Raw genomic sequence first — 22,794 nt, forward strand, 5'->3', positions numbered from 1 at the left:
AGTCAACTATTGATTTTAAATTTTAACAAGGATTTTAATCTCACTAAATTATGTTGTTGTATTATAAGTTATTACGAAAAATATTTTTGTATTTTTTATTTTTTTTAAATAAGTTTGTTTAACTAACCAAAAATTTACAACTATGAGTTTATTAAAAAAATCAGCACTATTTATTATCATTTCCAATTTTATGAGTATCAATGCACAAGTTGTTTCTGAATTAAAACCCTCTATAGATGGAAAAATGGGTGAGTTTACAGAATGGAAGACTTCTAGTGTGAATTTTGATGATGGGACTTCTGCAACTTTCGATTACAGAATTGCTTTAGCAGACAGAAAAGGGATTGGTTGTCATTATGAGCTCGAAGTAAAGAATACTTCTGCTTTAAAACTTGAATTTAAAATGAAATCTTCTTACTTTGATAAATTAGTAAAATCTCAATTTGGTGATGAAATAAAAGAAACATTAAAACCTGAAAAATCTGTTTTAGCAAAATTTATTGCTCAAGGATGTAAAAAGGAAAAAGGAGTTGAGAAAGATGATTATGGACATTGTATGGCTTGTGACTTTGGAATAAACATTTATGTTACAAAAAAATAATCAATCATCTATTCATATAAAAAATAAGGAGCCAATTGGCTCCTTATTTTTTTATTTTTGATATAGTCTTTTTATTTATTTAAAAAAACTTTTATCTTATTTACTATTCGAGTTTTATAATGTGCCAACAATAGGAAAAGACAAAAAATCAAAGCCCAACTTACTCTAGCTTGCAATCTGTCATAAATGTTAGCCAGCGATGCAGTTACTATGGCGTTAATTATAATTCCTATGAGTAGGGTGGAAATTATAATTTGTGTTTCGGTAGTATATTGATGTCTTTTTTTACTTAAGATAAACACAGTTAGGATTGTAATAGCAGCAATAATTAGCAGAAAAAAAGTAATGAAATTGATGAGCGTTAAGTCTAAATTTTGCTCCCATAAGTTGGTGTTTTGTCTGGATTGTTTGTATTGATTTAATTCAAAAGGAAAATATTTTGAAATTACTTGATATGGTGGACTTGTTGGGTCATTGTACCAATTGGAAACTATTCCAGAACCCACTTCGTTTTGAAAAAGTTGTGTTATTGAAGAACAAGAAGCATTGAATAGAAATAGCGATAAGTGTTTTGGACTGGTGGCTATGTCTAGTAGAATTTGATTATAACTGGCTTCTGAGTCTTTCCAATCGCCTTTCTTTTGTAACGGACTTTTACTATCCCAAAGTAGCATTCGGCTTGTTTCGGGCAAAGAGTCTTTACAGTCGCATAATTCATATTTTTTTGTGGCACAGTTGTCATCCAAAAAAGATTTTAAAACGCCGCTGTCGATCATTTTTCCCATCAAAAAGACATGACTATTTTGGCTTACTTTAAAGGTGTTTCCAATACTAAAATTGGTTATCGAACCAATAAAAATCCCAAGTATAGCTACTAGAATAGGGAGTCGAAACGAAACTTCTTTTTTAGCATTTGGAAAAATAGTACTTCTGGTTATTCCGAATAGTATGGCGATTGTTGCTAGGGCAATAAGATAATTTGAGAAGTGCGTATTGATTGAAAAGATTAATAATACCGAGAATACTATATTTTGATACCAATTGTACTTTTTCCTGAACAGTAATAACACGATAAGACAAAGGGTTACCATTGTAAAAATGTCGGGCATGAGTTGACTAGTGTACCAACCTAATCCAGTGAACCAAGAAAATAATGCCATCGAAATGATGAAAAATCTTTTGGAAATTGTGTTTACAGCTAGTGTAGCAATATGCCAAAGGACATAAAAAACGATAAAGGATTGCGCGAAAATAACGAGCCACAACGAAAAATTAAAACTAAATAAATGGACGAAAAGGCCATACATTATCGGTCTATCTTTTGGGATAGTCAATTCCATTCCATTGATAATATACGAACCCGTATCCGAATAAACTAAAGGATAGCCATTATAAAACGCTGGAATAAGTAGAGTAAAAGCACCAATAATGTAAAAAAAAAGTTTCTTGAATTGCATATTGATGATTTTAATCAAAGCATTTAATTTTAGTATAAACTTGGATATTGAGTAGGTTTGGCTTCATACATAATCGCGTATACTTTTTCAAAAACATCTTCTACTGATGGTTTGGAGAAATAATCGCCATCTGTTCCATAAGCAGGACGATGTGGTTTGGATGCCAAAGTTTGTGGTTGGCTGTCAAGGTATTGATATCCGTTTTGCTCGTCTATGATTTGTTGCAAAAGATATGCACTGGCACCACCAGGAACGTCTTCATCAACCACTAATAATCGATTGGTTTTAATAATACTTTTTACACAATCTTGATGGATATCAAAAGGTAATAAAGATTGCGCATCAATAATTTCACAATCAATACCAACTTCCATTAATTCTTTGGCAGCTTGTTCCACAACACGAATGGTTGATCCATAGGAAACAATGGTAATATCGGTTCCTTGTTTTATTGTTTCCACAACGCCAATCGGAGTTTTGAATTCGCCTAAATTGGTTGGCATTTTTTCTTTTAAACGATAGCCGTTCAAACATTCAATAATCAATGCAGGTTCGTCAGTTTCTAATAATGTGTTGTAAAATCCAGCTGCTTTAGTCATGTTTCTTGGCACTAAAACATGAATGCCACGAATAGCATTGATTATCATTCCCATTGGTGAACCCGAATGCCAAATGCCTTCTAGTCTGTGGCCACGAGTACGAATTATCAAAGGTGCTTTTTGTCTGCCTTGTGTTCTGTATTGTAGTGTTGCTAAATCATCGCTCATGATTTGAATAGCATACAATAAATAATCTAAATATTGAATTTCGGCTATAGGTCGTAAACCACGCATGGCCATTCCAATTCCTTGTCCCAAGATAGTTGCCTCACGAATTCCTGCATCAGCCACACGCATTTCGCCGTATTTCTCTTGCATGCCTTCTAAACCTTGGTTGACATCACCAATGTTTCCAGCATCTTCTCCAAAAATTACTACTTCTGGATATTTACTAAAAATGGCATCAAAATTATCTCTTAAAATCAAACGGGCATCTACTTCTTCTACTGAATCATCATAGCTGGCGTGTGTTTCTGTATTTTTTAAAACAGTTGCATCCGATTGAGAAAATAAGTGCGAACTGAATTTTGGTTGGATTTTGTTAGTGTAATCTGTTATCCATGATGCTAATTGATTTTTTCCACTTTCATTGACTATTAATCGCAATACTTTTCGTGCTGTGGATAAAATTTCTTTTCGAATAGGTTCTTTTATGGCAGCTAATTCATTGGTCTGTTTTTCAATAAAAACTTTATTGGCACTGGTTTCTGCAATAGTTTTTAATAATGAAATCAATTCTTGTTGCTCTTCTTTCATTGGAGTAACAAAAGCATTCCAAGCTAGTTTTTTACCTTCTAAAACTTCTTTTTTGGCATTTTCATCAATGACATCTAATTCTTCGACTGTAGCTATATTATTATCAAGTAACCAAGTTCGCATTTGAGCCAAGCAGTCAAATTCTCTTTCCCAAGCCAATCGTTCTTCATTTTTATAGCGTTCATGTGAACCCGAAGTAGAATGACCTTGTGGTTGTGTTAATTCTTGTACATGAATTAAAACGGGTACATGTTCTTCACGTGCAATGGCGGAAGCTTTTTCATAAGTTTCCACTAAAGCAGGATAATCCCAACCTTTTACTCTTAGAATTTCGTAGCCTTTATTTTCATTATCTCTTTGAAATCCTTTCAAAATTTCAGAGATGTTTTCTTTTGTAGTTTGGTATTTGGCATGAACTGAAATTCCATATTCGTCATCCCAAACACTGATTACCATTGGTACTTGCAAAACTCCAGCAGCATTAATAGTTTCAAAAAACAATCCTTCAGAAGTAGAAGCATTTCCAATAGTTCCCCATGCTACTTCATTTCCTTCTTTAGAAAAATTAGTAAAATGGTCCAATCCTCGAACGTTTCTGTATATTTTTGATGCTTGTGCTAAACCCAGCAAACGTGGCATTTGTCCAGCAGTTGGAGAAATATCAGCACTCGAATTTTTTTGTTGCATCAAGTTGTTCCAATTTCCATTTTCATCTAGAGAATGAGTGGCAAAGTGTCCGCCCATTTGTCGTCCAGCACTCATTGGGTCATGCGCTAAATCAGTATGACCATACAATCCTGCAAAAAACTGTTGAATTGATAATTGACCAATCGCCATCATGAAGGTTTGATCGCGATAATAGCCCGAACGAAAATCACCATTTTGAAAAGCTTTGGCTAAAGCTAGTTGAGGTACTTCTTTGCCATCGCCAAAAATTCCGAATTTAGCTTTTCCAGTGAGTACTTCTTTTCTTCCCAATAAACTACATTCTCTGCTGATTTTAGCAATTTTATAATCGTTTACTACTTCTGCTTTGAAATCTTCAAACGAAATTTCGGTTTTAGTTTGCTCTTCGGTCATAATTGAAAGGATATCTTGAAGTAACAAATTTAAATAAAAAGTAGCAACTTTTGCTATTCTTTACAGAAAATAAAATTTAATTATCTGTAAATTAAAGGTGATAAAAAGTGTTTTGGCTAACAAATATGTAATGATTGTTTAAATAAATGAAGAAAAGCGTAATAAATCAATAGTATAATTGAATTTTAAAACCATTTTCGAGTGAAAAGATTCATGAGTGTGTTAGGTTTAAAAGTTATTATAAAACGAATTTTTTCAACATAATTTGGTTGTGCTATTTCCCAACCATTTTTTGAATATACGGGAAAAAATAGTTCAAAATAATCAGTCAACAAGTTCAATCGGATACCACTATCGTAGACAAATTCGGCATTATAGTTTTTGTTTTTAATCATACCAATGTCACCATACACTTCCACCCAATTCCAGATACTGTAACTGGCATTGGTGGTAATCATCCATCGATTAGCAAAACGATTTTCTAATTTTGATTTAAAAAATCCATCGGCAACAATGGACTGTTGACTAAAAAAACCACTTGTTTCAGAACGACCATAATAATCACTTTCAAATAGATAATCAGATGGTCTATCAAGGCCAAAGTCAAAGTAATCAGAATCCGTTTTGTTGTATAAAAATGTACCGGCAAACAAACGCAGATTTAACTGTTTGTTGTTGTCAAATAGTTTTCGGTATTGAATTTCAGTTGCCAGTTTTCCAAAATCTTTTGAATATTGAAAATCAATGGTGTAATTAAAATGATGGGTGCTTTCGGTTTTTGTATTGATGTATTTTGCATTAAAAACATTGTAGTTTTCCGTGTTTTCTGAAGTTGTAAATTCCGATTGTTGCTTGTTTACCATTACTTCTTTGATTACAAAAGCTTCTTTTCTATTGTCTCTAAAATCATCGGGACGAATATTGAAAATTACGCCAGGAGATAATTTTGTATAAAAAGCATCGGGTGCATAATGCAAATATTGGCCACTTAATTGATAACGAATATTATACAAATTACTATCTCTATTATATTGATTGTAAAAAACATGTCCTTTTCCTGATAAAGTCAATGTTTTTGTTGAAATGGTTGGGTTCACATCAAAAATAAAAGGTTTGTCTAATATGGTTTTGTTGTGAAAACGAAATCCTAATAAAAACCCGTCATATAAATTGTATTCAAGCGTTGGAACATATAAGATTTGGTTATAATAGGGATCTTCCAAATCTTTCATGAAGTTAAATTTTATGGGACGATTGTTTACTTTAAATCCTCTGAGGGAATGCCAATTGTTTCTCAAATTTATTTCGGGAACTTCATTTTTATAATTGATGACAATTTTTTCAGCACCATTTCTCGGAATAGTGTGAATGCTGTCATTTTGAAACGTATCAATCCATTCTTTGAAAACGATGTTTTTACCTTTTACGCCATATATTGATATTGGAACATTGGTTTCGGTTTTATTTTTTAATGAAAAACTAATGCTGTCTTTGGTTCGGGTAACATTTTCAAATTTGTAATCGATGATATCCCGAGAGTCAATGATTTTATCAAAAAACCAATTGATTTTTTTGGGAGAATTTTGGGTTAAAATAGTTTCAAAATCCTTTCTATTAGTTTGTTGGATTTTATTTTTTGAAATAAACTGTCGAACACTGTTTTGAACAATATTGTTTTCTAAATAACTATCTAAATATTTTAAACTCAAACCAGCTCTGTACTTAGAGGCAATTTTTTCGTTAAATTTTATTAAAGTATTCTTTGCATCACCAAGTGGTTGGTCTAAGTTTTTTCGCGCCATCAGCATATAAAAATAACTGTATTGTCCATTAAAATCAAGACTTACCATGTTATAACCTCTGAATAATTTTACATTGGCCACGTTGCCCATCATCTTAGCATTGGGATGAAATTCTTCAATATATTTCATCATAATATATATTTGAATACCATCAAACACCCAATTGTCTTTTCGTGGGTCAAGTTGTAACGTTGTATGTAAATAATTATTCAAATACGTTTTCATGAATTTTATTTCATACAAAAACTCATCAGGAAACGGACTAACAAATACGGGCAATTGGTTCAAACCATAAAACGGATTTCTATCATAATCCACTTGAGAAACCGTTATTTTTTCATGAGGATATTTACCGATGTTTTCACTCACAAATCGGATTACTTTATCTATTACAATGGCTCTTTGTATGTCCGTTAATCGGTTATCTTTCAAATTAGAAATGACTTCAACTTCATCGTTTTTATAAATTGAAAATTCCTTTTTGTCATCAATAAATAAATTAAATTCTAATCTGTTTTTCCCTGATAACGTATAACTATTTAAGTTGTTTAAAGTTGATTTCCCAACTTCATTCAAATCGGTACGTAAGTCCTTGTTTGCAGGTATTTTGATTTGGATATCATAATCAGAAAGGCTGTTGGCGCAATCATCTAAATTTAAATTATCATATTTTATAAAGTCTTTATTTTCATAACGTGCTGGCGTCAAAAATATGTTTTTTAAATTCATTTTTCCGTTGTCGCCATACCCATATTTTGTAAACTTATCACTTGGAATTTTGACCAAATAAGTGAGTGTGTAGGTTGCTTTTTGATGGGGTAATAGTTTTTCTCGAAGTCTAATTTGGATAACATCAGGATAGTATTCATCTCTTTCCCAAGTCAGGAAAGTTTTGTTTTGGTCAAGGATTGTGATATTGCTTGTTCGTCCTCGTTCTCTTTCTTTGGCCAAATGAAAACTTCTTTCAAATTCATCTGAAAATCGTTTGGCTAATGGCGTATTTTTATCTGTGTAGGCATTATTCCAATCGTTAAGAACTATAAACGAAAGGGTATCATTCGTTTGGTTATTAAAAGTAAGTTCTTGTAAAACAGTTAATACTTTTTTTTCTTCATCAACTTCCACAATCATTTTAGAATGATGTTGTGCAAATGAAATGAAACTAAAAAGAAATACTATATAGGTTAGTTTTTTCAAGGTTTTGATTTGGGTTTGAAAAAGGCATTAAACACAACTTTTGTAAATTCGATTGCACCTTCTTTGTTCATGTGTCCGCAAGTTGCAAAATATTTGTCATCAGTTACCGCATTTTCAAAGTTATAAATTTCGGGGTAAACTGATTTAATATGATTGAAATAATCACGATTAATGGTACTCATACACATCGGAGTAGTAATGGCTAGTAAACGAATGTTATTTTTTTTACAAATGGCTTTGATTTCTTCGTAGGCAACATTCTTTTTTGGGTAATATTTTGATAAATCGGCGGCAACCATTGGGCGTTCATTCCTTGTCAAAGGATGAAATCCATCATTGTCTAAAACATTTGTTCTTTTGTGAATGGCTGAATAATACATTTCTCTAAAACCAATTCGGGCATCATAATTCATATATCGATAAAACGGAATATATAGTAGTTTATTATATTCAGGAATAGATTTATAGTGGTTTCTGATGATTTTTGATTGATGCAAATAGGGCATGAATAAAGAACGTATAGCTTCAGAATGGTCATTGGTATTGATGTTCAAATCCACTTGAAGGATAAGTGTTTTGATTTTGTAATTGCGTTCTACCATTAGTTTAAGCATCAAAGCCGATTCTTCTAAACGTGAACGAGTAATTCCAAAATTATACGTTTTATAACCGTTGTCATTGAAAATTTTGGGGACAAAATGATTGTTTACTCTGGATGAACCAAGGAAAATAACATCGTAGTTTTTGTCTTTGGAATTGTATAAATAGTCAATTTTACTTCTTGAATTGGATTGTAAATAAACAGCAGTATACAATACATCTAGCAATACCATTGTGAGAATTAGTATTGCCAAAGCCTTAATTGTAAATTGTAAAAACTTGTTCATTAAAATTGAAAATATATAAATTCTTTGTAATCAGAAAAAACCCCCAAAGCCAATATTGCTGCCAAACACAAACTCAATTTCACCCAACTGTATTTACCCGAAATAGGTTCAATTTTCATTCGGTTGTTCCATTCTACTAAAACGAAAATGACTATAAGCGTTAAAAGTTCATAGTTGTATCGTTGAATACTAAAATATTGTTCTGAAAAAATTCCGTTTTCAAAGAGTCGTTTGATGTAAAAAAATGCATCTTGAATGGTTTTGGCTCTGAAAAAAATCCAAGCAAAACAAGTGATGGTAAACGTTACAAGAATATTAAAAACTATTCTGAGTGAAGAAAAATTAAAATCTAAACTGAAATCTTCTAAGTTTTTTCGGTTTCTATTCAAAAGCAAAAGCGGTATAAAATACAAGGCATTGATAAATCCCCAAGCAACAAATGTCCAACTGGCGCCATGCCAAAAACCGCTCACCAAAAAAATGATAAAAGTATTTCTAACTTTAAACCATTTTGAACCTTTGCTTCCACCAAGTGGAATATACAAATAATCTCTAAACCATGTAGTTAAAGAAATGTGCCATCGTCGCCAAAACTCAGCGATATCTCTAGAGAAATAAGGATAATTAAAGTTTTTTAGTAAATCAATTCCAAAGAGTTTTGAAGTTCCAAGGGCAATATCTGAATAACCAGAGAAGTCACCATAAATTTGGAAAGCAAAGTAAATAGCTCCCAAAATCAAGGACAAGGAATTCATAGAATTATAATTATCAAAAATAGCATTGGCATAATTAGCACAACTATCGGCGATGACTACTTTTTTAACCAAACCCCAAATGATTTGATAGATTCCTTCTTTGGCTTTTTCAAAATTGAATTCTCGTTTTTCCTTCAATTGAGGCAAAAGGTGTGTAGCTCTTTCAATTGGACCGGCAACTAACAGTGGAAAATAACTCACAAACAACGAATAATCTACAAAGTTTTTCTCAGTTTTAATTCGTTTGTAATAGATGTCAATGATATAAGATAATCCGTGGAAAGTATAAAAGGATATCCCAACAGGAAGAATTACTTTCAAAAGTAGCGGACTTGAATTTAATCCAAATGCTTGCAGTAATTCAGAAAAGGAAGTGACAAAAAAGTTGTAGTATTTGAAAATGCCAAGAAACCCTAAATTTAAAGAAATGCACAACCACAACCAAAATTTTCTACTCGATAGTGTTTTACTGTTTTCTATTTGTATCGCTAAAATATAACACAATAATGTTGAAAAAATGAGCAGAAATAAAAACCTAAAATCCCAACATGAATAGAAATAATAACTGGCAAAAATCAGTATGTAGTTTTGATGTTTTTTTGATTTATTCGCTACAGTCCAATAAAGTATAAATACTATTGGAAGGAAAATAGCAAAATGTAACGAATTAAAAAACATTTTTAAGAGCTGATTTGTTTCTAGAAATTTGGACTTAAATTGTATTTTTTATAGAAATTATCCAATGCTTCAACTACTTCATCTTCAGTATCAACCACTTTGATGAGGTTCATGTCTTCTGCACTTACTGTTTTTTCTCTTTCAATCATTACTGTTTTTACCCAATCCAATAGTCCTGACCAAAATTCAGATCCTACTAGTATAATAGGGAATTTTCCAATTTTTTTGGTTTGGATTAAGGTCATCGCTTCAAATAATTCATCTAAAGTTCCAAAACCTCCGGGCATTACGATAAATCCTTGAGAATATTTTACAAACATGACTTTGCGAACAAAGAAATAATCAAAATTCAGATTTTTATCTTTATCAATAAAAGGATTGAAATGTTGTTCAAAAGGTAATTCAATATTCAGTCCTACCGAAGTTCCACCACCATTGTGAGCACCTTTATTTCCAGCTTCCATAATTCCTGGTCCACCACCAGTGATTACTCCATAACCCGCTTTACTGATTTTGTAAGCAATTTTTTCTGCTAATAAATAGTATTTATCATCTGGTTTTGTGCGAGCCGAACCAAAAATAGAAACACAAGGTCCAATTCTCGCCATGCTTTCATAGCCATTAACAAACTCGGACATGATTTTAAAAATTGCCCAAGAGTCATTAGTTCTTATTTCGTTCCAAGTTTTTTGTTTTAGTTTTTCTTGAATTTTATCATCTTCATTTTGAAAATCGTCTTTCATCATTTTAAATATTTTAAATTTTAAGCAAACGTGCTAAAGTAATTCTTTTTTCAAAAACTGTGCAGTATAGCTTTTTTTATTTTTTACTAGTTCTTCGGGTGTTCCTTTAGCAACAACTTCGCCACCACCTTTTCCGCCTTCGGGACCAATGTCAATAATATAATCGGCAAGTTTGATAACATCCATATTGTGTTCAATAATCAAAATGGAATTTCCTTTATCGACTAATTTATTAATCACATCCATCAACACACGAATATCTTCAAAATGCAAACCAGTTGTGGGTTCGTCCATGATGTAGAAGGTATTTCCAGTATCTTTTTTAGACAATTCTGTAGCCAATTTTATTCGCTGTGCTTCACCACCCGAAAGCGTTGTGCTTTGTTGACCTAAAGTGATATAACCCAAACCAACATCTTGTATCGTTTTGACTTTTCGATAGATTTTTGGAATGTTTTCAAAAAATGGTACCGCTTCATCCACAGTCATATTCAACACATCCGAAATGGATTTTCCTTTGTATCTAATTTCCAAAGTTTCACGATTAAATCGCTTTCCTTGACACGTTTCACATTCTACATACACATCGGGCAAGAAACTCATTTCAATAGTTCGAACTCCCGAACCTTCGCAGGTTTCACATCTTCCACCAGCAACATTAAAACTAAAACGTCCTGCTTTGTAACCACGAATCATCGCTTCAGGCATTTGCATATACAAACTTCTGATTTCCGAAAATACATCGGTATACGTTGCAGGATTGCTTCTTGGTGTTCTTCCAATCGGACTTTGGTCAATATCAATTACTTTATCAATATATTCCAAACCTTCAATTTTTTTGTAAGGTTGCGGTTTTTTGACGCCATTAAAATAATACGCATTTAAAATAGGGTAGAGTGTTTCATTAATCAAAGTCGATTTTCCACTTCCCGAAACTCCAGTTACACAAATCAATTTTCCTAAAGGCAACTCGATGGAAACATTTTTCAAATTATTTCCTGTTGCGCCAGTTAGTTTTAAAAACTTTCCATTGCCTTCGCGCCGCGTTGTAGGCACTTCAATTTTCATTTCACCATTCAAGTACATGGCTGTCATGGTATGTTCTTTGAGTAATTCGGCAGGTGTTCCTTTACTGATGATTTCGCCTCCAAACTTTCCAGCTTTTGGGCCAATATCAATCACATAATCAGCACGTTCAATCATGTCTTTGTCGTGTTCAACCACTAAAACCGAGTTGCCAATATCACGCAATTGTTCCAAAGAATGAATGAGTTTTTCGTTATCTCTTTGATGTAAACCGATACTTGGTTCGTCCAAAATGTATAACACACCAACCAATTGCGAACCAATTTGTGTTGCCAATCGAATGCGTTGTGCTTCTCCGCCAGAAAGTGATTTTGAACTTCTGTTTATAGATAAATAATTCAATCCTACATTTACTAAAAAGCGCAAACGGTCTTTAATTTCCTTGACAACTTCTGTAGCAATGAGTTGCTGTTTTTCGGAAAGTTTTTTGTCTAATTCATCAAACCAAACTGATAAATCTGAAATATCCATAACAGACAAATCAAAAATATTTTTTCCATTTATACGAAAGTAAAGTGCTTCTTTTTTCAATCGCGAACCATGACATTCTGGACATTCAATTTCGTCCATAAACTCTTTAGCCCAACGTTTTATGGAAGTAGAGTTGCTTTCATCAAATTGGTTTTTGATGAAATGCGAAATGCCTTCAAACTCAATTTTATATTCTTTGGTAATGCCTAAAGTTTTCGATTCGACAGCAAATTTTTCTTTTCCACCATGTAAAATTATTTGCATGGCTTCCTCGGAGATTGTTTCAATAGCATCAGTCAATTTGAAACCAAATTTTTCGCCAATAATTTCCAATTGTTTGAAAATCCATGAACTTTTATATTCTCCCAACGGAGCAAAACCTCCATTTTTGATGGATAGTTTTGAATTTGGAATTATCTTTTTCAGATTTATTTCGTGTATAGTTCCCAATCCTTTGCAATGTTCGCATGCGCCTTTTGGAGAGTTGAATGAGAATAAATTTGGCTCTGGATTTTGATACGATATTCCAGAAGTTGGACACATTAAGTTTCTACTGAAATAACGCACTTCATTAGTGTCTTGATCTAAAATCATTAGCACATTTTCACCATGATACATGGCGGTTTTGATACTTTCGGCTAAACGTTTTTCATTATCTTCAGTAGCATCAATTACCATTCTGTCAATGACAATTTCAATATCATGAGTTTTGTATCGGTCAAGTTTCATTCCGGGAAGCAAATCTTGAACTTCACCATTTACGCGAACTTTCAGAAATCCTTGTTTGGTAATTTGTTGGAATAGTTCAGCGTAATGTCCTTTTCTGGCTCGAATAATTGGAGCCAAAATATTAATACGTTTTCCAGTGAAATTTTGAATAATCAAATCTTTGATTTGTTCATCCGAATACGAAACCATTTTCTCACCTGATACGTAGCTGTATGCTTCACCAGCTCTTGCATATAATAATCGAAGAAAATCGTAAATTTCAGTAATGGTGCCAACAGTAGAACGCGGACTTTTGCTAGTTGTTTTTTGCTCAATAGCAATAACTGGAGAAAGTCCATCGATTTTATCAACATCAGGACGTTCTAATCCACCAAGAAACTGACGTGCATAAGCTGAAAACGTTTCAATATAACGACGTTGTCCTTCAGCATAAATAGTATCAAAAGCCAAAGACGATTTCCCCGAACCTGAAAGACCAGTAATAACTACCAGTTTTTCTCTAGGAATATTAATGTCAATATTTTTGAGATTGTGAACTCGAGCACCGAGAACTTCTATCATATTTTCCGTTTCAACCATAGCATTTTTTGCAAAACGCAAAGGTAGTGTTTTAGAAAGAAATTTAGATTAGACAGTTCAAAAGTTATTGTTAAACAAAAGCACTAATGTTGCTTTAGCGCTTTCGTTTTCTATTGCTTATATAATCGTCAATAGCTTTCTTGGTCGTAAACCAATTTCTACCTTCTTTATGAGCGTCAATCTTTCCTTGACGAGCCAAGAGCGATATGTATTCTTGTCCATAAGGAGAACTTGGTTCGTTTACGATATTCGAAATTTCTTGGAAATCATAATCATTATCGGGTAATGAACTAATATATATATTTAAAGTTCTCTCTAAAGCTTGGCACATTAATAAAGTGAGTTTTTGGTAATTTCCACCATTCGCTTGATTTAGCGCTTCATAATATTTTTTTCTATCATTTTTTAAAATAATAGCTGGAGGAAAACCCTTTCGCATCAATAGTAAATTCATAGCTAGGCGAACGGTTCTACCATTTCCATCAAAAAAAGGATGTATCCAAACTAGTTTATGATGAAAAACAGTAGCCAATTCAATATCATTTAAATTAAGAGGATTTGTATTCACAAAATCAATCAATTCATCTAATAAATCAGAAACTTTATTGGCGTTTGGTGGAACGAAATTGGCTCCTGTAATTCTAACACCACCATTTCTAATTCTACCAGCAAAATCATCTTCAATGGAACGTAAAACTAAACCATGTAATGAAAGAATATCAATACTTTTTAATGTGTAATCAGCATTGATGATAGAGTACAAATAATTGATTGCATTTTCATGGTTTTTTGCTTCAAAATGTTCTCGAAGGGTAATTCCTTTTATGGTAATTCCTTCTTGAAGTACCATTTGGGTTTCTCTTAAGGTTAATGTATTTCCTTCAATACTATTTGAATTATAAGTCCATTCTATGGAAAGCGTTTCTTTTATTTTTTGCAAAGCGATATTTGGCAGTGGTCTGCTTCTTTGCAAAACGGCCTTTTTTTCATACAATCTCTCGAAAGTTGTTTTGAATTCTTCTCGATATGTTAAGTCAATATTCCACATAATAACCACAAAGATATAACTATTATCGGGGATATTAAAATTTTTATCTATCCGATATTAAAATTATTCAATTATCATTTCTTTTAATCGTTGACGGTAGTTTTCGAGCATATCAATTTTTGATAAAAATCCAATGTATTTTCCTTTATGGATAACTGGTAAAACGGTTGTTTTAGTATTTTCAAATTGTTTAATTACTTCTTCAACTTTATTTTCAAGAACTATCAATGCTTTGGGTTTGCTTATGATTTCATTCATGTTCATGAATTTCAATTTCAAAGGATTGAAAATAATGGATTTAACTTCTTCAAAGTCGATTATTCCAATTAGTGATTTTTCTTCATTTAGTATTGGAATCATTTTTTGTTCGGTAGAAGAAAAAATTTCAACCACACTTTCCATGGTACTTGAAATAGTTAGCGACTTATAGTTTTGATCAACCAAATTGTAAATATCAATACTTTGGAGGATGTTTTTATCTTTATCACTTGTAAAAACTTCACCTTTATCCGCCAATGCTTTTACATCCATCGAATGTTTTTCAAATTGTTTAGAAACGGCAAAACTAACAGATGACACAATCATTAATGGCACCATCAAATCATAACCACCAGTAATTTCAACAATTAGAAATATAGCAGTCAATGGTGCATGAAACAAACCACTTAAGATTCCTGCCATACCTACAATAGTAAAATTAGCAATAGGTAAATGATGTGTAAAGTTCAAAAGATTCACTGTTTTGGCTACAAAATAACCCAAATACGAACCTACAAAAAGAGATGGAGCAAAGTTTCCTCCATTTCCTCCACTTCCTAAAGTTAGTCCAGTGGCAAAAGCTTTCAATAACATCGATATACCTACAAATAAAAGCAAAACCCATTCACTACTTTTAAAGTTTTCAAGGAGTGTATTGTCCAATAAAACACTTGGATTTTTGGAAGCCAATGTCTTTATACTTTCATAACCTTCGCCAAATAATGTAGGACAAAAGAAAATTAAAATAGCTAAAATGACAGCACCAAATAATGCTTTTCGATACCCTTTGTTTTTAAAGGTTCCAAAAAACTTTTCTACTTTTTGAAAATTCCGAGCATGATAAATTGAAGTTAATCCAGCAAGAATCCCAAGTAAAACATAATAGGGCGTATTGTGATAATCAAATTTTAATGTTTGTTCAAAATTTAACAAAACATCTCGACTTAAAACGATTGTAGAAATCAAAGCGCCAGTAGCAGCCGAAATAATAATAGGAATGAAAGCAGCAATAGAAATATCAGTAAGTACTACTTCAATGGCAAATAAAACACCAGCAATAGGAGCATTAAACGCCGCACCAATTCCTGCTGCAACACCACAAGCTAGGAGTAAAATTCGGTCTTTTTGGGAGAGATGGTATTTTTGAGCAAAATTAGAACCAAAAGCAGCGCCAGTAATCACAATTGGACTTTCTAATCCAGCAGAACCGCCAAGTCCAACCGTTAAAGAACTCGTTACAATTTGAGCGTACATTTGTTTTTTTGGCATTATGCCACCTTTTTTGGCAACCGCATATAAAACTCTTGAACTTCCTTTTTCTAGATGATTATTGAGAAAATTTCGAATAACAAAAACGGTTAGTAAAATACCAGCTATAGGAAGTAAACTGTTGATGTAAGGAAGTTTGAGAAATCCATTAATGTCATTGGCCCAAAGGAAAATATTGTGCGCAAAACTTTTTAGGATAATTACAGCAAAAGCACAGGTAATCCCAACAACAACACACGCAAAGTAAATAAAATTCCTTTCACTCAATTTATCCCTCAAAAGGAAAATTAAATTTTCGGCTCTTCTGAAAACACTTCTGAAAATGATTTTAAAAATGGAAGCTTTATTTGATGGCATATGTCCCAAATATTTGAATTGCTAAAATACGATTTCAAAATACAAATTCAATAGCAATAACAAATTCAATATTAAAGTTGGGCTAATTTTTCTTTACAATGCAATATTAATTCTTCAAAAAACAAAGTAAACTCGTGCTCAAATTCAGTATAAAATTGTTTTAATTCCACTATCGATTCGTGCATGGCAACACGATTTTTGGTGCGGTGATCCATTTGAAACATAATCATTTCCAATCCTTCAATTGTAGCGTAACTCACTAACCAATTTCTTCCCAACATATAAGGTAACATGCCTTTACCTTTATCTGTAAGTAATTCGTAATTGTCTTGAAGAAGCTTGTAAAACCTCTGGGCATAGTCTTCCAAGGTAACATCCGAATAGGTTTTCCAGTTTTTAGCTAAAAAATGGTCATAAAAAATGTCCATAATCACACCCGAGTAATGTCCGTATTTTTCATGTAAGCGATGTTTACTTTGTCTATAAATAGGATGCATATCAGTAAAACTATCTATTGAACGGTGCAAAAGAATTCCTTTTCTAATTTCATCAGGATAGTCATTAAACTTGTTGCCGTGAATACTATCCGCCATGAAATTTCCGATTTTTAACAAATCGTTGTCACCCGAAAGATATATGTGCGCTAAGAAGTTCATTTTTTTGAGTTGCTAAGTTACTGAGCAACTTAGTGACTTAGTAACTTCTGTAAATATAGAAAAAAAACTTAGCAACATAGCCACTCAGTAACTCAGCAACTTTTTTATATTTGTATTCAAAATTATATTTAAAATGACATTAATAAAATCAATATCGGGAATTCGCGGCACAATAGGAGGAAAAGTGGGTGAGAATTTAACACCAGTGGATGCTGTGAAATTTGCATCGGCTTATGGAACTTTTTTAAAACAAAACTCCGCTAAAGAAAAACTTAAAGTAGTTATTGGTCGTGATGCTCGAATTTCTGGACCAATGATTCACAATTTGGTAGTGAATACTTTAATTGGTTTAGGCATAGATGTTATTGATTTAGGTTTGTCAACAACGCCAACAGTAGAAATTGCTGTGCCATTAGAAAATGCCGATGGTGGAATAATTCTGACCGCTTCACACAACCCAAAACAATGGAATGCTTTGAAGTTACTAAATGATAAAGGAGAATTTTTAAGTGGTGCCAATGGTGAAAAAATTCTTGAGATTGCAGAAGCAGAAGCTTTTGATTTTTCTGATGTAGATAGTTTGGGCGAAATTACCCTAAATGATTCCTACATGGATATTCATATTGATGAAGTTTTAGAACTTCCTTTGGTAGATGCAGAAGCTGTTGCTAAACGAAAATTTAAAGTAGTTGTTGACGGTGTGAATTCTAGCGGAGGAATTATTATTCCAAAATTATTAGAAGAAATGGGTGTGGAGTGTGTGAAATTATACTGTGAACCAAACGGAGATTTTCCTCATAATCCAGAACCTTTGAAAGAACATCTTGGTGATATTTGTAAATTAGTTGTGGAAGAGAAAGCCGATTTCGGAATTGTAGTAGATCCAGATGTAGATAGATTGGCGTTTATTTCTAACGATGGCGAAATGTTTGGTGAAGAATATACTTTAGTGGCTTGTGCTGATTATGTATTAAGCAAAACACCAGGAAATACAGTATCTAATATGTCGTCTTCACGTGCTTTGCATGATATTACTACCAAGCATAACGGAAGCTATCAAGCTAGTGCCGTTGGTGAAGTGAATGTGGTAGAACTAATGAAAAAAAACAATGCCATTATTGGCGGTGAAGGAAACGGCGGCATTATTTATCCTGAGTTGCATTATGGAAGAGATAGTTTGGTTGGTGTGGCGTTGTTTCTAACTTATTTGGCAAATCAAGAGAAAACTGTGGCCGAATTGCGCGCTTCTTATCCTCAATATTATATGAGTAAAAATAAAATTGAATTGACACCACAAATTGATGTTGACGGAATTTTGGTAGCAATGACTGAAAAATATAAGAACGAAGACATAACAACAATTGATGGTGTAAAAATTGATTTTCCGACAGAATGGGTTCATCTGCGAAAATCGAATACCGAACCGATTATTAGAATTTATACTGAAGCACCAACTCAAGAATTAGCCGATACTTTGGCTTTCAGAATAATTGATGAGATTAAAACGGTAGCTGGGTTTTAAATTTTAGTTTACAAAAAAAAATCAATAACCCTTTCATTAACTTGAAAGGGTTTTGTTTTTAATAACTAATGTCAGTTTTAAATTTAATATTAATGTTTTTCAAATTTTTGGCGAAACATCTGAAACGTATTCTAAAATATCTGCTGGTTGACAATCTAGAGCTTTACATATAGATTCTAAAGTGCTAAATCGTATTGCTTTTGCTTTTCCTGTTTTTAGAATAGAGAGATTAGATAGAGTTAAATCAACTCTTTCAGAAAGTTCATTTAGCGAAATTTTCCTTTTCGCCATCATAACATCTAAGTTTACTACTATTGCCATAAATTAAATTGTTAATTCGTTTTCTGATTGGATTTCTATTCCTCGTTTAAAAATTTGTGCAATTACTAAAAGAATAATTCCCATAAATAACCAAACGTCAGCACCACTAAATCCCATACTATTGTCATCAGGCATAGATATTCCTTTTTCAAGAAACCAATGGTTGTGCTTTGCTCCCCAATTGGAAAATAGCGCTATACCTATTGCTAGATAAGACATGTTGGCAACAAAACGTTTTAAGTCATTATTAAATGGCTGTAAAAGGTTTAGTTTTTTGTCGTGCAGTATTTTTACAATCAAATAAAAAAGGATGGCTTTTAGAACTGCAACGATAGTCATTAGAAAAGTAGTTACCATAAAATACCCTTTATCAAAATCAAGTAAACTTGACAAATCGATTTGATGCCAAAAGTTTTTAGCAGCGATTGGGTTTAAGAAAAGTGTAAAAAAAGTATTGAATATAATTCCTCCAGCTTCAATGCAAAGACCAATAAAAATAATCCAAGAAAGCACGTGAAGTACTTTTAAAAAATGATTTGTTGTGATTTTAATTTCCATAATTAAGTTTATAAAGTTATAAATTATGGAACAAATATAATAAATATTTATTGATAAACAATAAAAATGTATTTATTATAAATAAAATAGCTATGACTATTAGTTCATCCTGATTATTTTCAAAGTCTTTATGATTACTGAATTTATTTCTTCGGATAAATTGGCTTTAAAAGAAAGAAAGACATAAAGTAAAGTGACTAAAATAGATTTCAAACCGATATTGATAATGGCGTGAAACGGAAAGTCCCAAAAGTAAAACAACAAGAAACAAAGGGATAAAATGCCAAGAGATTTCAATGTATTGTTAGTGAAGGGATACAAATCCATTTTCTTTATTACAAAGAAGAGTTTGATGGTGTTGTAAATCATTACTGTAATCAAAGTTGCAAAAGCAGAACCTTCGATACCATACAAGGGAATGAAAATCATGTTCAAGACAATCATTAACACCACGGTGAAAACTCCGAATAGCAAAACCGTTCGATAGTGTTTTGTATTTACAATAATAGAATTATTATTGCCTAACAGCACATCATAGAACTTAGACAAACCAATGAGGAATACTACCAAAATACCACCACTGTAATCTTTTGGGATAAGTTGGTACATTTCTTTGATGTTTACAAAAATGAGTATCATGATAAATCCACCAATCACTTGAAGGTTGATAGCGCTCTTTTTATATAAATCGTTTAGTTCGTCGTGTTTGTTTTCGGTCATCAATTTGGCAGTAATTGGCGCGATGATCTGTGTCATTGCTCTGCTTGGTACTATAATGACTGTTGAGATAAAAATGGCCACAGCATACAGTGCATTTTGGCTAATGTCTTTGTATTGAGGTATCATTACTTTATCAAAATCAACCAGCATTACAGCAACACCACCAGAAACTATAATGAAACCGGAGTATTGAATAATTTCTTTAACGTTTTTAGGAATGACTAGTCGCAAAACAGGCATTTTTACAGAAATGGCATAGAGTTTCATGGCAATCATTTGTGCCAAATAAGCCAAAGCCACACAATAGACAAAAGTATCTTTTGATAACCAATTGAAATGAACGGCAAAGAGTAATCCCATCACAATAACCCTAACCAATACTTCGCTGATAAAATTCCCCATCACCGATTGCATGTGCACTTTTGCCCAAGCATAAAATACTTCAAAATAGGCCATGAACAAACCAATAACGGGAATAAGCCAAAAGAAAGGTTTTAGAGTTGGGTTTTCTTCTATCCAACTGTGTGAAATATCATCGTAGAAAATATAAAAACCCAATCCAAGCGGAATGATTAATGCCAAAGGAAGAAAGAGCATAAAGGTGAGAAACTCGTCGCGCTCTTTTTGATTTTTATAAGAAGAGAAAAAACGAATTAAAGTATTCTGTGCTCCAAAAGCCATCAATGGCATCATAATATTAGCACCCGAAAGCACTGTAGATACAATTCCATAATGTTGTTTTTCTAAAAAGAGCGTGTACAAAAACAAGGCATTAATAGCTCCAATTCCAAACCCAAGGAAAGTAATAATGGTATTTTTGATGGATTGATTGATGACGATGCCCATGTTTGATTTAGGATTTAGGAATTACGATTTAGGATTTCAACCAATTTTTCTGTCAAACTCTTTCTAGAAAATTGTTGTAAACCAACGGCGTGAACTTTTAAATTTTGTGATTTATATAAACTGTAATACTTCAAAAGTAGTTCTTTTAAACGCTCTTTTTCGTTATATAAAAAGAAAACACCTGTATTGGTTGACGTAATAATTTCGGCAAAATCAGAACCTTCAGGACCAAGAGCAATAATAGGTCTTTCGGAAACCATATATTCAAATAACTTTCCGGGAATGATACTTTTTGTATCATTGGAATTGATTTCAATAAGCAATAAGACTTGTGATTTGCGTTGGTGTTCCACCGCTTCTTGATGAGAAACGTAACCCAAGTTTAATACAAAATCAGTGAGTTTGAATTCTGAAATAGTGTCCAAAACTTCCTGACTAACCGCCCCAATTAATTTTAACTGAAAATCATTTTTAAAGTTTTCATTTTCTGTAACTAACTCCTGTAAAACTTGCCACAGCATTCTAGGATTTCTTTCGGAAAGAAACGAACCAATATGCGCCAAAGTGAATTTCTCGTCTAATTGTTGATCAGTTATTTTTTCAATGTCATAACCATTTGTAATTACTTCAATGGGTTGTGAAGTTATCGCTTGAAACTCGGTTTTGGTAGTTTTACTGGTTACTATAATGGTATCAGCAGAGGTTAATACTGCTTTTTCTAATGCTTTGTGTTTTTTCTCGGCATAAGGCGACAATTTCAACGCTTTATGATAACCAATGGTTGTCCAAGGATCACGAAAATCGGCTAACCATTTTATGTTCAACTCTTTTTTTAATTGTAAGCCAATAAGATGCAAACTATGTGGTGGTCCAGAAGTAACAATGGTATCGATATTGTTTTCTTGAATGTATTTCTTTAAGTAATTAACAGATGGTTTTACCCAAAGAAAACGAGCATCGGGAATAAAAATATTGCCACGAACCCAAAGTAATGTCTTCTCCAAAAAAGATTGCTTCTTTTGATTAGGAATAATCCCAGAACTGATTTTCTTGGTTTTGTTTTTTCCTAAAAAAGAAGCTATACCATAAGGTTCAAAGATTTTATTTTTTAGAATAATCGCTTTATCCGAAACTTCGCTTTGTAATCCATTATCAATAATAGGATAGGTTGGATTTTCGGGAATATACACTATAGGTTGAATGTTAAAATCGGGCAGATATTTCACAAACTTTAACCATCGTTGCACTCCTGGCCCACCAGCTGGCGGCCAATAATAGGTGATGATTAAAAGTTTTTGCCCCCTAACCCCCAAAGGGGGAATACCCTTAGTGTCAATTAGATTTGAATTCATTATTGACGGTTTCTATTGATTTTTTCTAACTCTTCAATATCTAAAATATCCTTAGGACGATTGGCTGCTTTTTTGGCTTTAATCAAACTGTCATAATCTAAAAAATAAACAGGAATATCATTAATTTCGGTAATATAAGCTTTTTCTAAAAGTTGCTTAAAAGAATTATTTTCTAATCCTTTTACGGAAGTCATGATGTCTAATCGCAAATTAAAATTTAGCGTAATATCAGTCCAACCAGGAATAAATTGCATAGTCTTTATGCTTTCAAAGTCTCCAATTCCAGCTTTTTTTAATGCCTCTCTTAAGTTTTCTCTATTTTCTATTGTGTCTTCGATGAATATATCTATGTCGCCAGTATTTCTTCCATATCCATAAATGTTTACAGCAAAACCTCCTATAGTTAAATATTTGACTTTATGTAAGGAAAAGTATTTCCAAATTTCAATTATTTGACTATTCATGTA

Annotated in this window: 17 protein-coding genes; 2 read left to right on the forward strand and 15 right to left on the reverse strand. The window is 32.6% G+C overall.

The features are described 5' to 3' along the window. Positions 1-142 precede the first annotated feature (142 nt). Entirely contained in the window at positions 143-601 is a 459-nt protein-coding gene (locus tag ACSVH2_RS05930) for a hypothetical protein (protein WP_438092221.1), read from the forward strand. A 71-nt stretch (positions 602-672) separates the two neighbouring features. Here the strand turns inward: ACSVH2_RS05930 and ACSVH2_RS05935 are convergent, their stop codons facing one another. The 10 genes from ACSVH2_RS05935 to ACSVH2_RS05980 form a co-directional block, all read right to left on the reverse strand. Next, positions 673-2,058, reverse strand: a complete 1,386-nt coding sequence (locus ACSVH2_RS05935; RefSeq protein ID WP_438092222.1) for a hypothetical protein — start codon at positions 2,056-2,058, stop codon at positions 673-675. Positions 2,059-2,087: 29 nt separating this feature from the next. Beyond that, positions 2,088-4,493, reverse strand: coding sequence for an alpha-ketoacid dehydrogenase subunit alpha/beta (locus tag ACSVH2_RS05940; RefSeq protein ID WP_438092223.1), 2,406 nt, complete (start codon positions 4,491-4,493; stop codon positions 2,088-2,090). A 185-nt stretch (positions 4,494-4,678) separates the two neighbouring features. Next, positions 4,679-7,492, reverse strand: coding sequence for an aminopeptidase (locus ACSVH2_RS05945; RefSeq protein WP_438092224.1), 2,814 nt, complete (start codon positions 7,490-7,492; stop codon positions 4,679-4,681). Next, a complete protein-coding gene (locus tag ACSVH2_RS05950) occupies positions 7,489-8,346 on the reverse strand; it encodes a hypothetical protein (RefSeq protein ID WP_438092225.1) in 858 nt (285 codons plus the stop codon). The genes ACSVH2_RS05945 and ACSVH2_RS05950 overlap by 4 nt, the downstream gene beginning before the upstream one ends. Before the next feature lie 32 nt (positions 8,347-8,378). Then, positions 8,379-9,812 (reverse strand): MBOAT family O-acyltransferase, encoded by a 1,434-nt coding sequence (locus ACSVH2_RS05955; RefSeq protein ID WP_438092226.1) that lies wholly within the window; start codon positions 9,810-9,812, stop codon positions 8,379-8,381. A gap of 20 nt (positions 9,813-9,832) precedes the next feature. Continuing rightward, entirely contained in the window at positions 9,833-10,558 is a 726-nt protein-coding gene (locus tag ACSVH2_RS05960; protein WP_438092227.1) for a TIGR00730 family Rossman fold protein, read from the reverse strand. A 30-nt stretch (positions 10,559-10,588) separates the two neighbouring features. Beyond that, positions 10,589-13,420, reverse strand: coding sequence for an excinuclease ABC subunit UvrA (gene uvrA, locus ACSVH2_RS05965; protein WP_438092270.1), 2,832 nt, complete (start codon positions 13,418-13,420; stop codon positions 10,589-10,591). Positions 13,421-13,514: 94 nt separating this feature from the next. Beyond that, complete coding sequence (locus ACSVH2_RS05970; protein WP_438092228.1) at positions 13,515-14,468, reverse strand: Fic family protein; 954 nt, start codon at positions 14,466-14,468, stop codon at positions 13,515-13,517. A 63-nt stretch (positions 14,469-14,531) separates the two neighbouring features. Then, positions 14,532-16,352 (reverse strand): chloride channel protein, encoded by a 1,821-nt coding sequence (locus ACSVH2_RS05975; RefSeq protein WP_438092229.1) that lies wholly within the window; start codon positions 16,350-16,352, stop codon positions 14,532-14,534. 71 nt (positions 16,353-16,423) lie between these two features. Continuing rightward, on the reverse strand, positions 16,424-17,008 hold the full coding sequence (locus ACSVH2_RS05980) for an ACP phosphodiesterase (protein ID WP_438092230.1): 585 nt from the start codon (positions 17,006-17,008) through the stop codon (positions 16,424-16,426). 133 nt (positions 17,009-17,141) lie between these two features. On the opposite strand from ACSVH2_RS05980, the gene glmM reads away from it, so the two are divergent. Continuing rightward, complete coding sequence (gene glmM / locus ACSVH2_RS05985; RefSeq protein WP_438092231.1) at positions 17,142-18,530, forward strand: phosphoglucosamine mutase; 1,389 nt, start codon at positions 17,142-17,144, stop codon at positions 18,528-18,530. 99 nt (positions 18,531-18,629) lie between these two features. Here the strand turns inward: glmM and ACSVH2_RS05990 are convergent, their stop codons facing one another. From ACSVH2_RS05990 to ACSVH2_RS06010, 5 genes are all read right to left on the reverse strand, one after another. Next, positions 18,630-18,851 (reverse strand): helix-turn-helix domain-containing protein, encoded by a 222-nt coding sequence (locus ACSVH2_RS05990; protein WP_438092232.1) that lies wholly within the window; start codon positions 18,849-18,851, stop codon positions 18,630-18,632. Between the two features lie 3 nt (positions 18,852-18,854). Continuing rightward, positions 18,855-19,409, reverse strand: a complete 555-nt coding sequence (locus tag ACSVH2_RS05995; protein WP_438092233.1) for a DUF2975 domain-containing protein — start codon at positions 19,407-19,409, stop codon at positions 18,855-18,857. 99 nt (positions 19,410-19,508) lie between these two features. Next, positions 19,509-20,975 carry a lipopolysaccharide biosynthesis protein gene (locus tag ACSVH2_RS06000; RefSeq protein ID WP_438092234.1) on the reverse strand — a complete coding sequence of 489 codons (1,467 nt, stop codon included), beginning with the start codon at positions 20,973-20,975 and terminating at the stop codon, positions 19,509-19,511. Positions 20,976-20,989: 14 nt separating this feature from the next. Then, on the reverse strand, positions 20,990-22,327 hold the full coding sequence (locus ACSVH2_RS06005) for a glycosyltransferase family 4 protein (protein WP_438092235.1): 1,338 nt from the start codon (positions 22,325-22,327) through the stop codon (positions 20,990-20,992). After that, positions 22,327-22,791 (reverse strand): hypothetical protein, encoded by a 465-nt coding sequence (locus tag ACSVH2_RS06010; RefSeq protein WP_438092236.1) that lies wholly within the window; start codon positions 22,789-22,791, stop codon positions 22,327-22,329. The genes ACSVH2_RS06005 and ACSVH2_RS06010 overlap by 1 nt, the downstream gene beginning before the upstream one ends. Positions 22,792-22,794 lie beyond the last annotated feature (3 nt).

Source organism: Flavobacterium sp. RSB2_4_14 (genome assembly GCF_051547085.1).
Taxonomy (GTDB): domain Bacteria; phylum Bacteroidota; class Bacteroidia; order Flavobacteriales; family Flavobacteriaceae; genus Flavobacterium.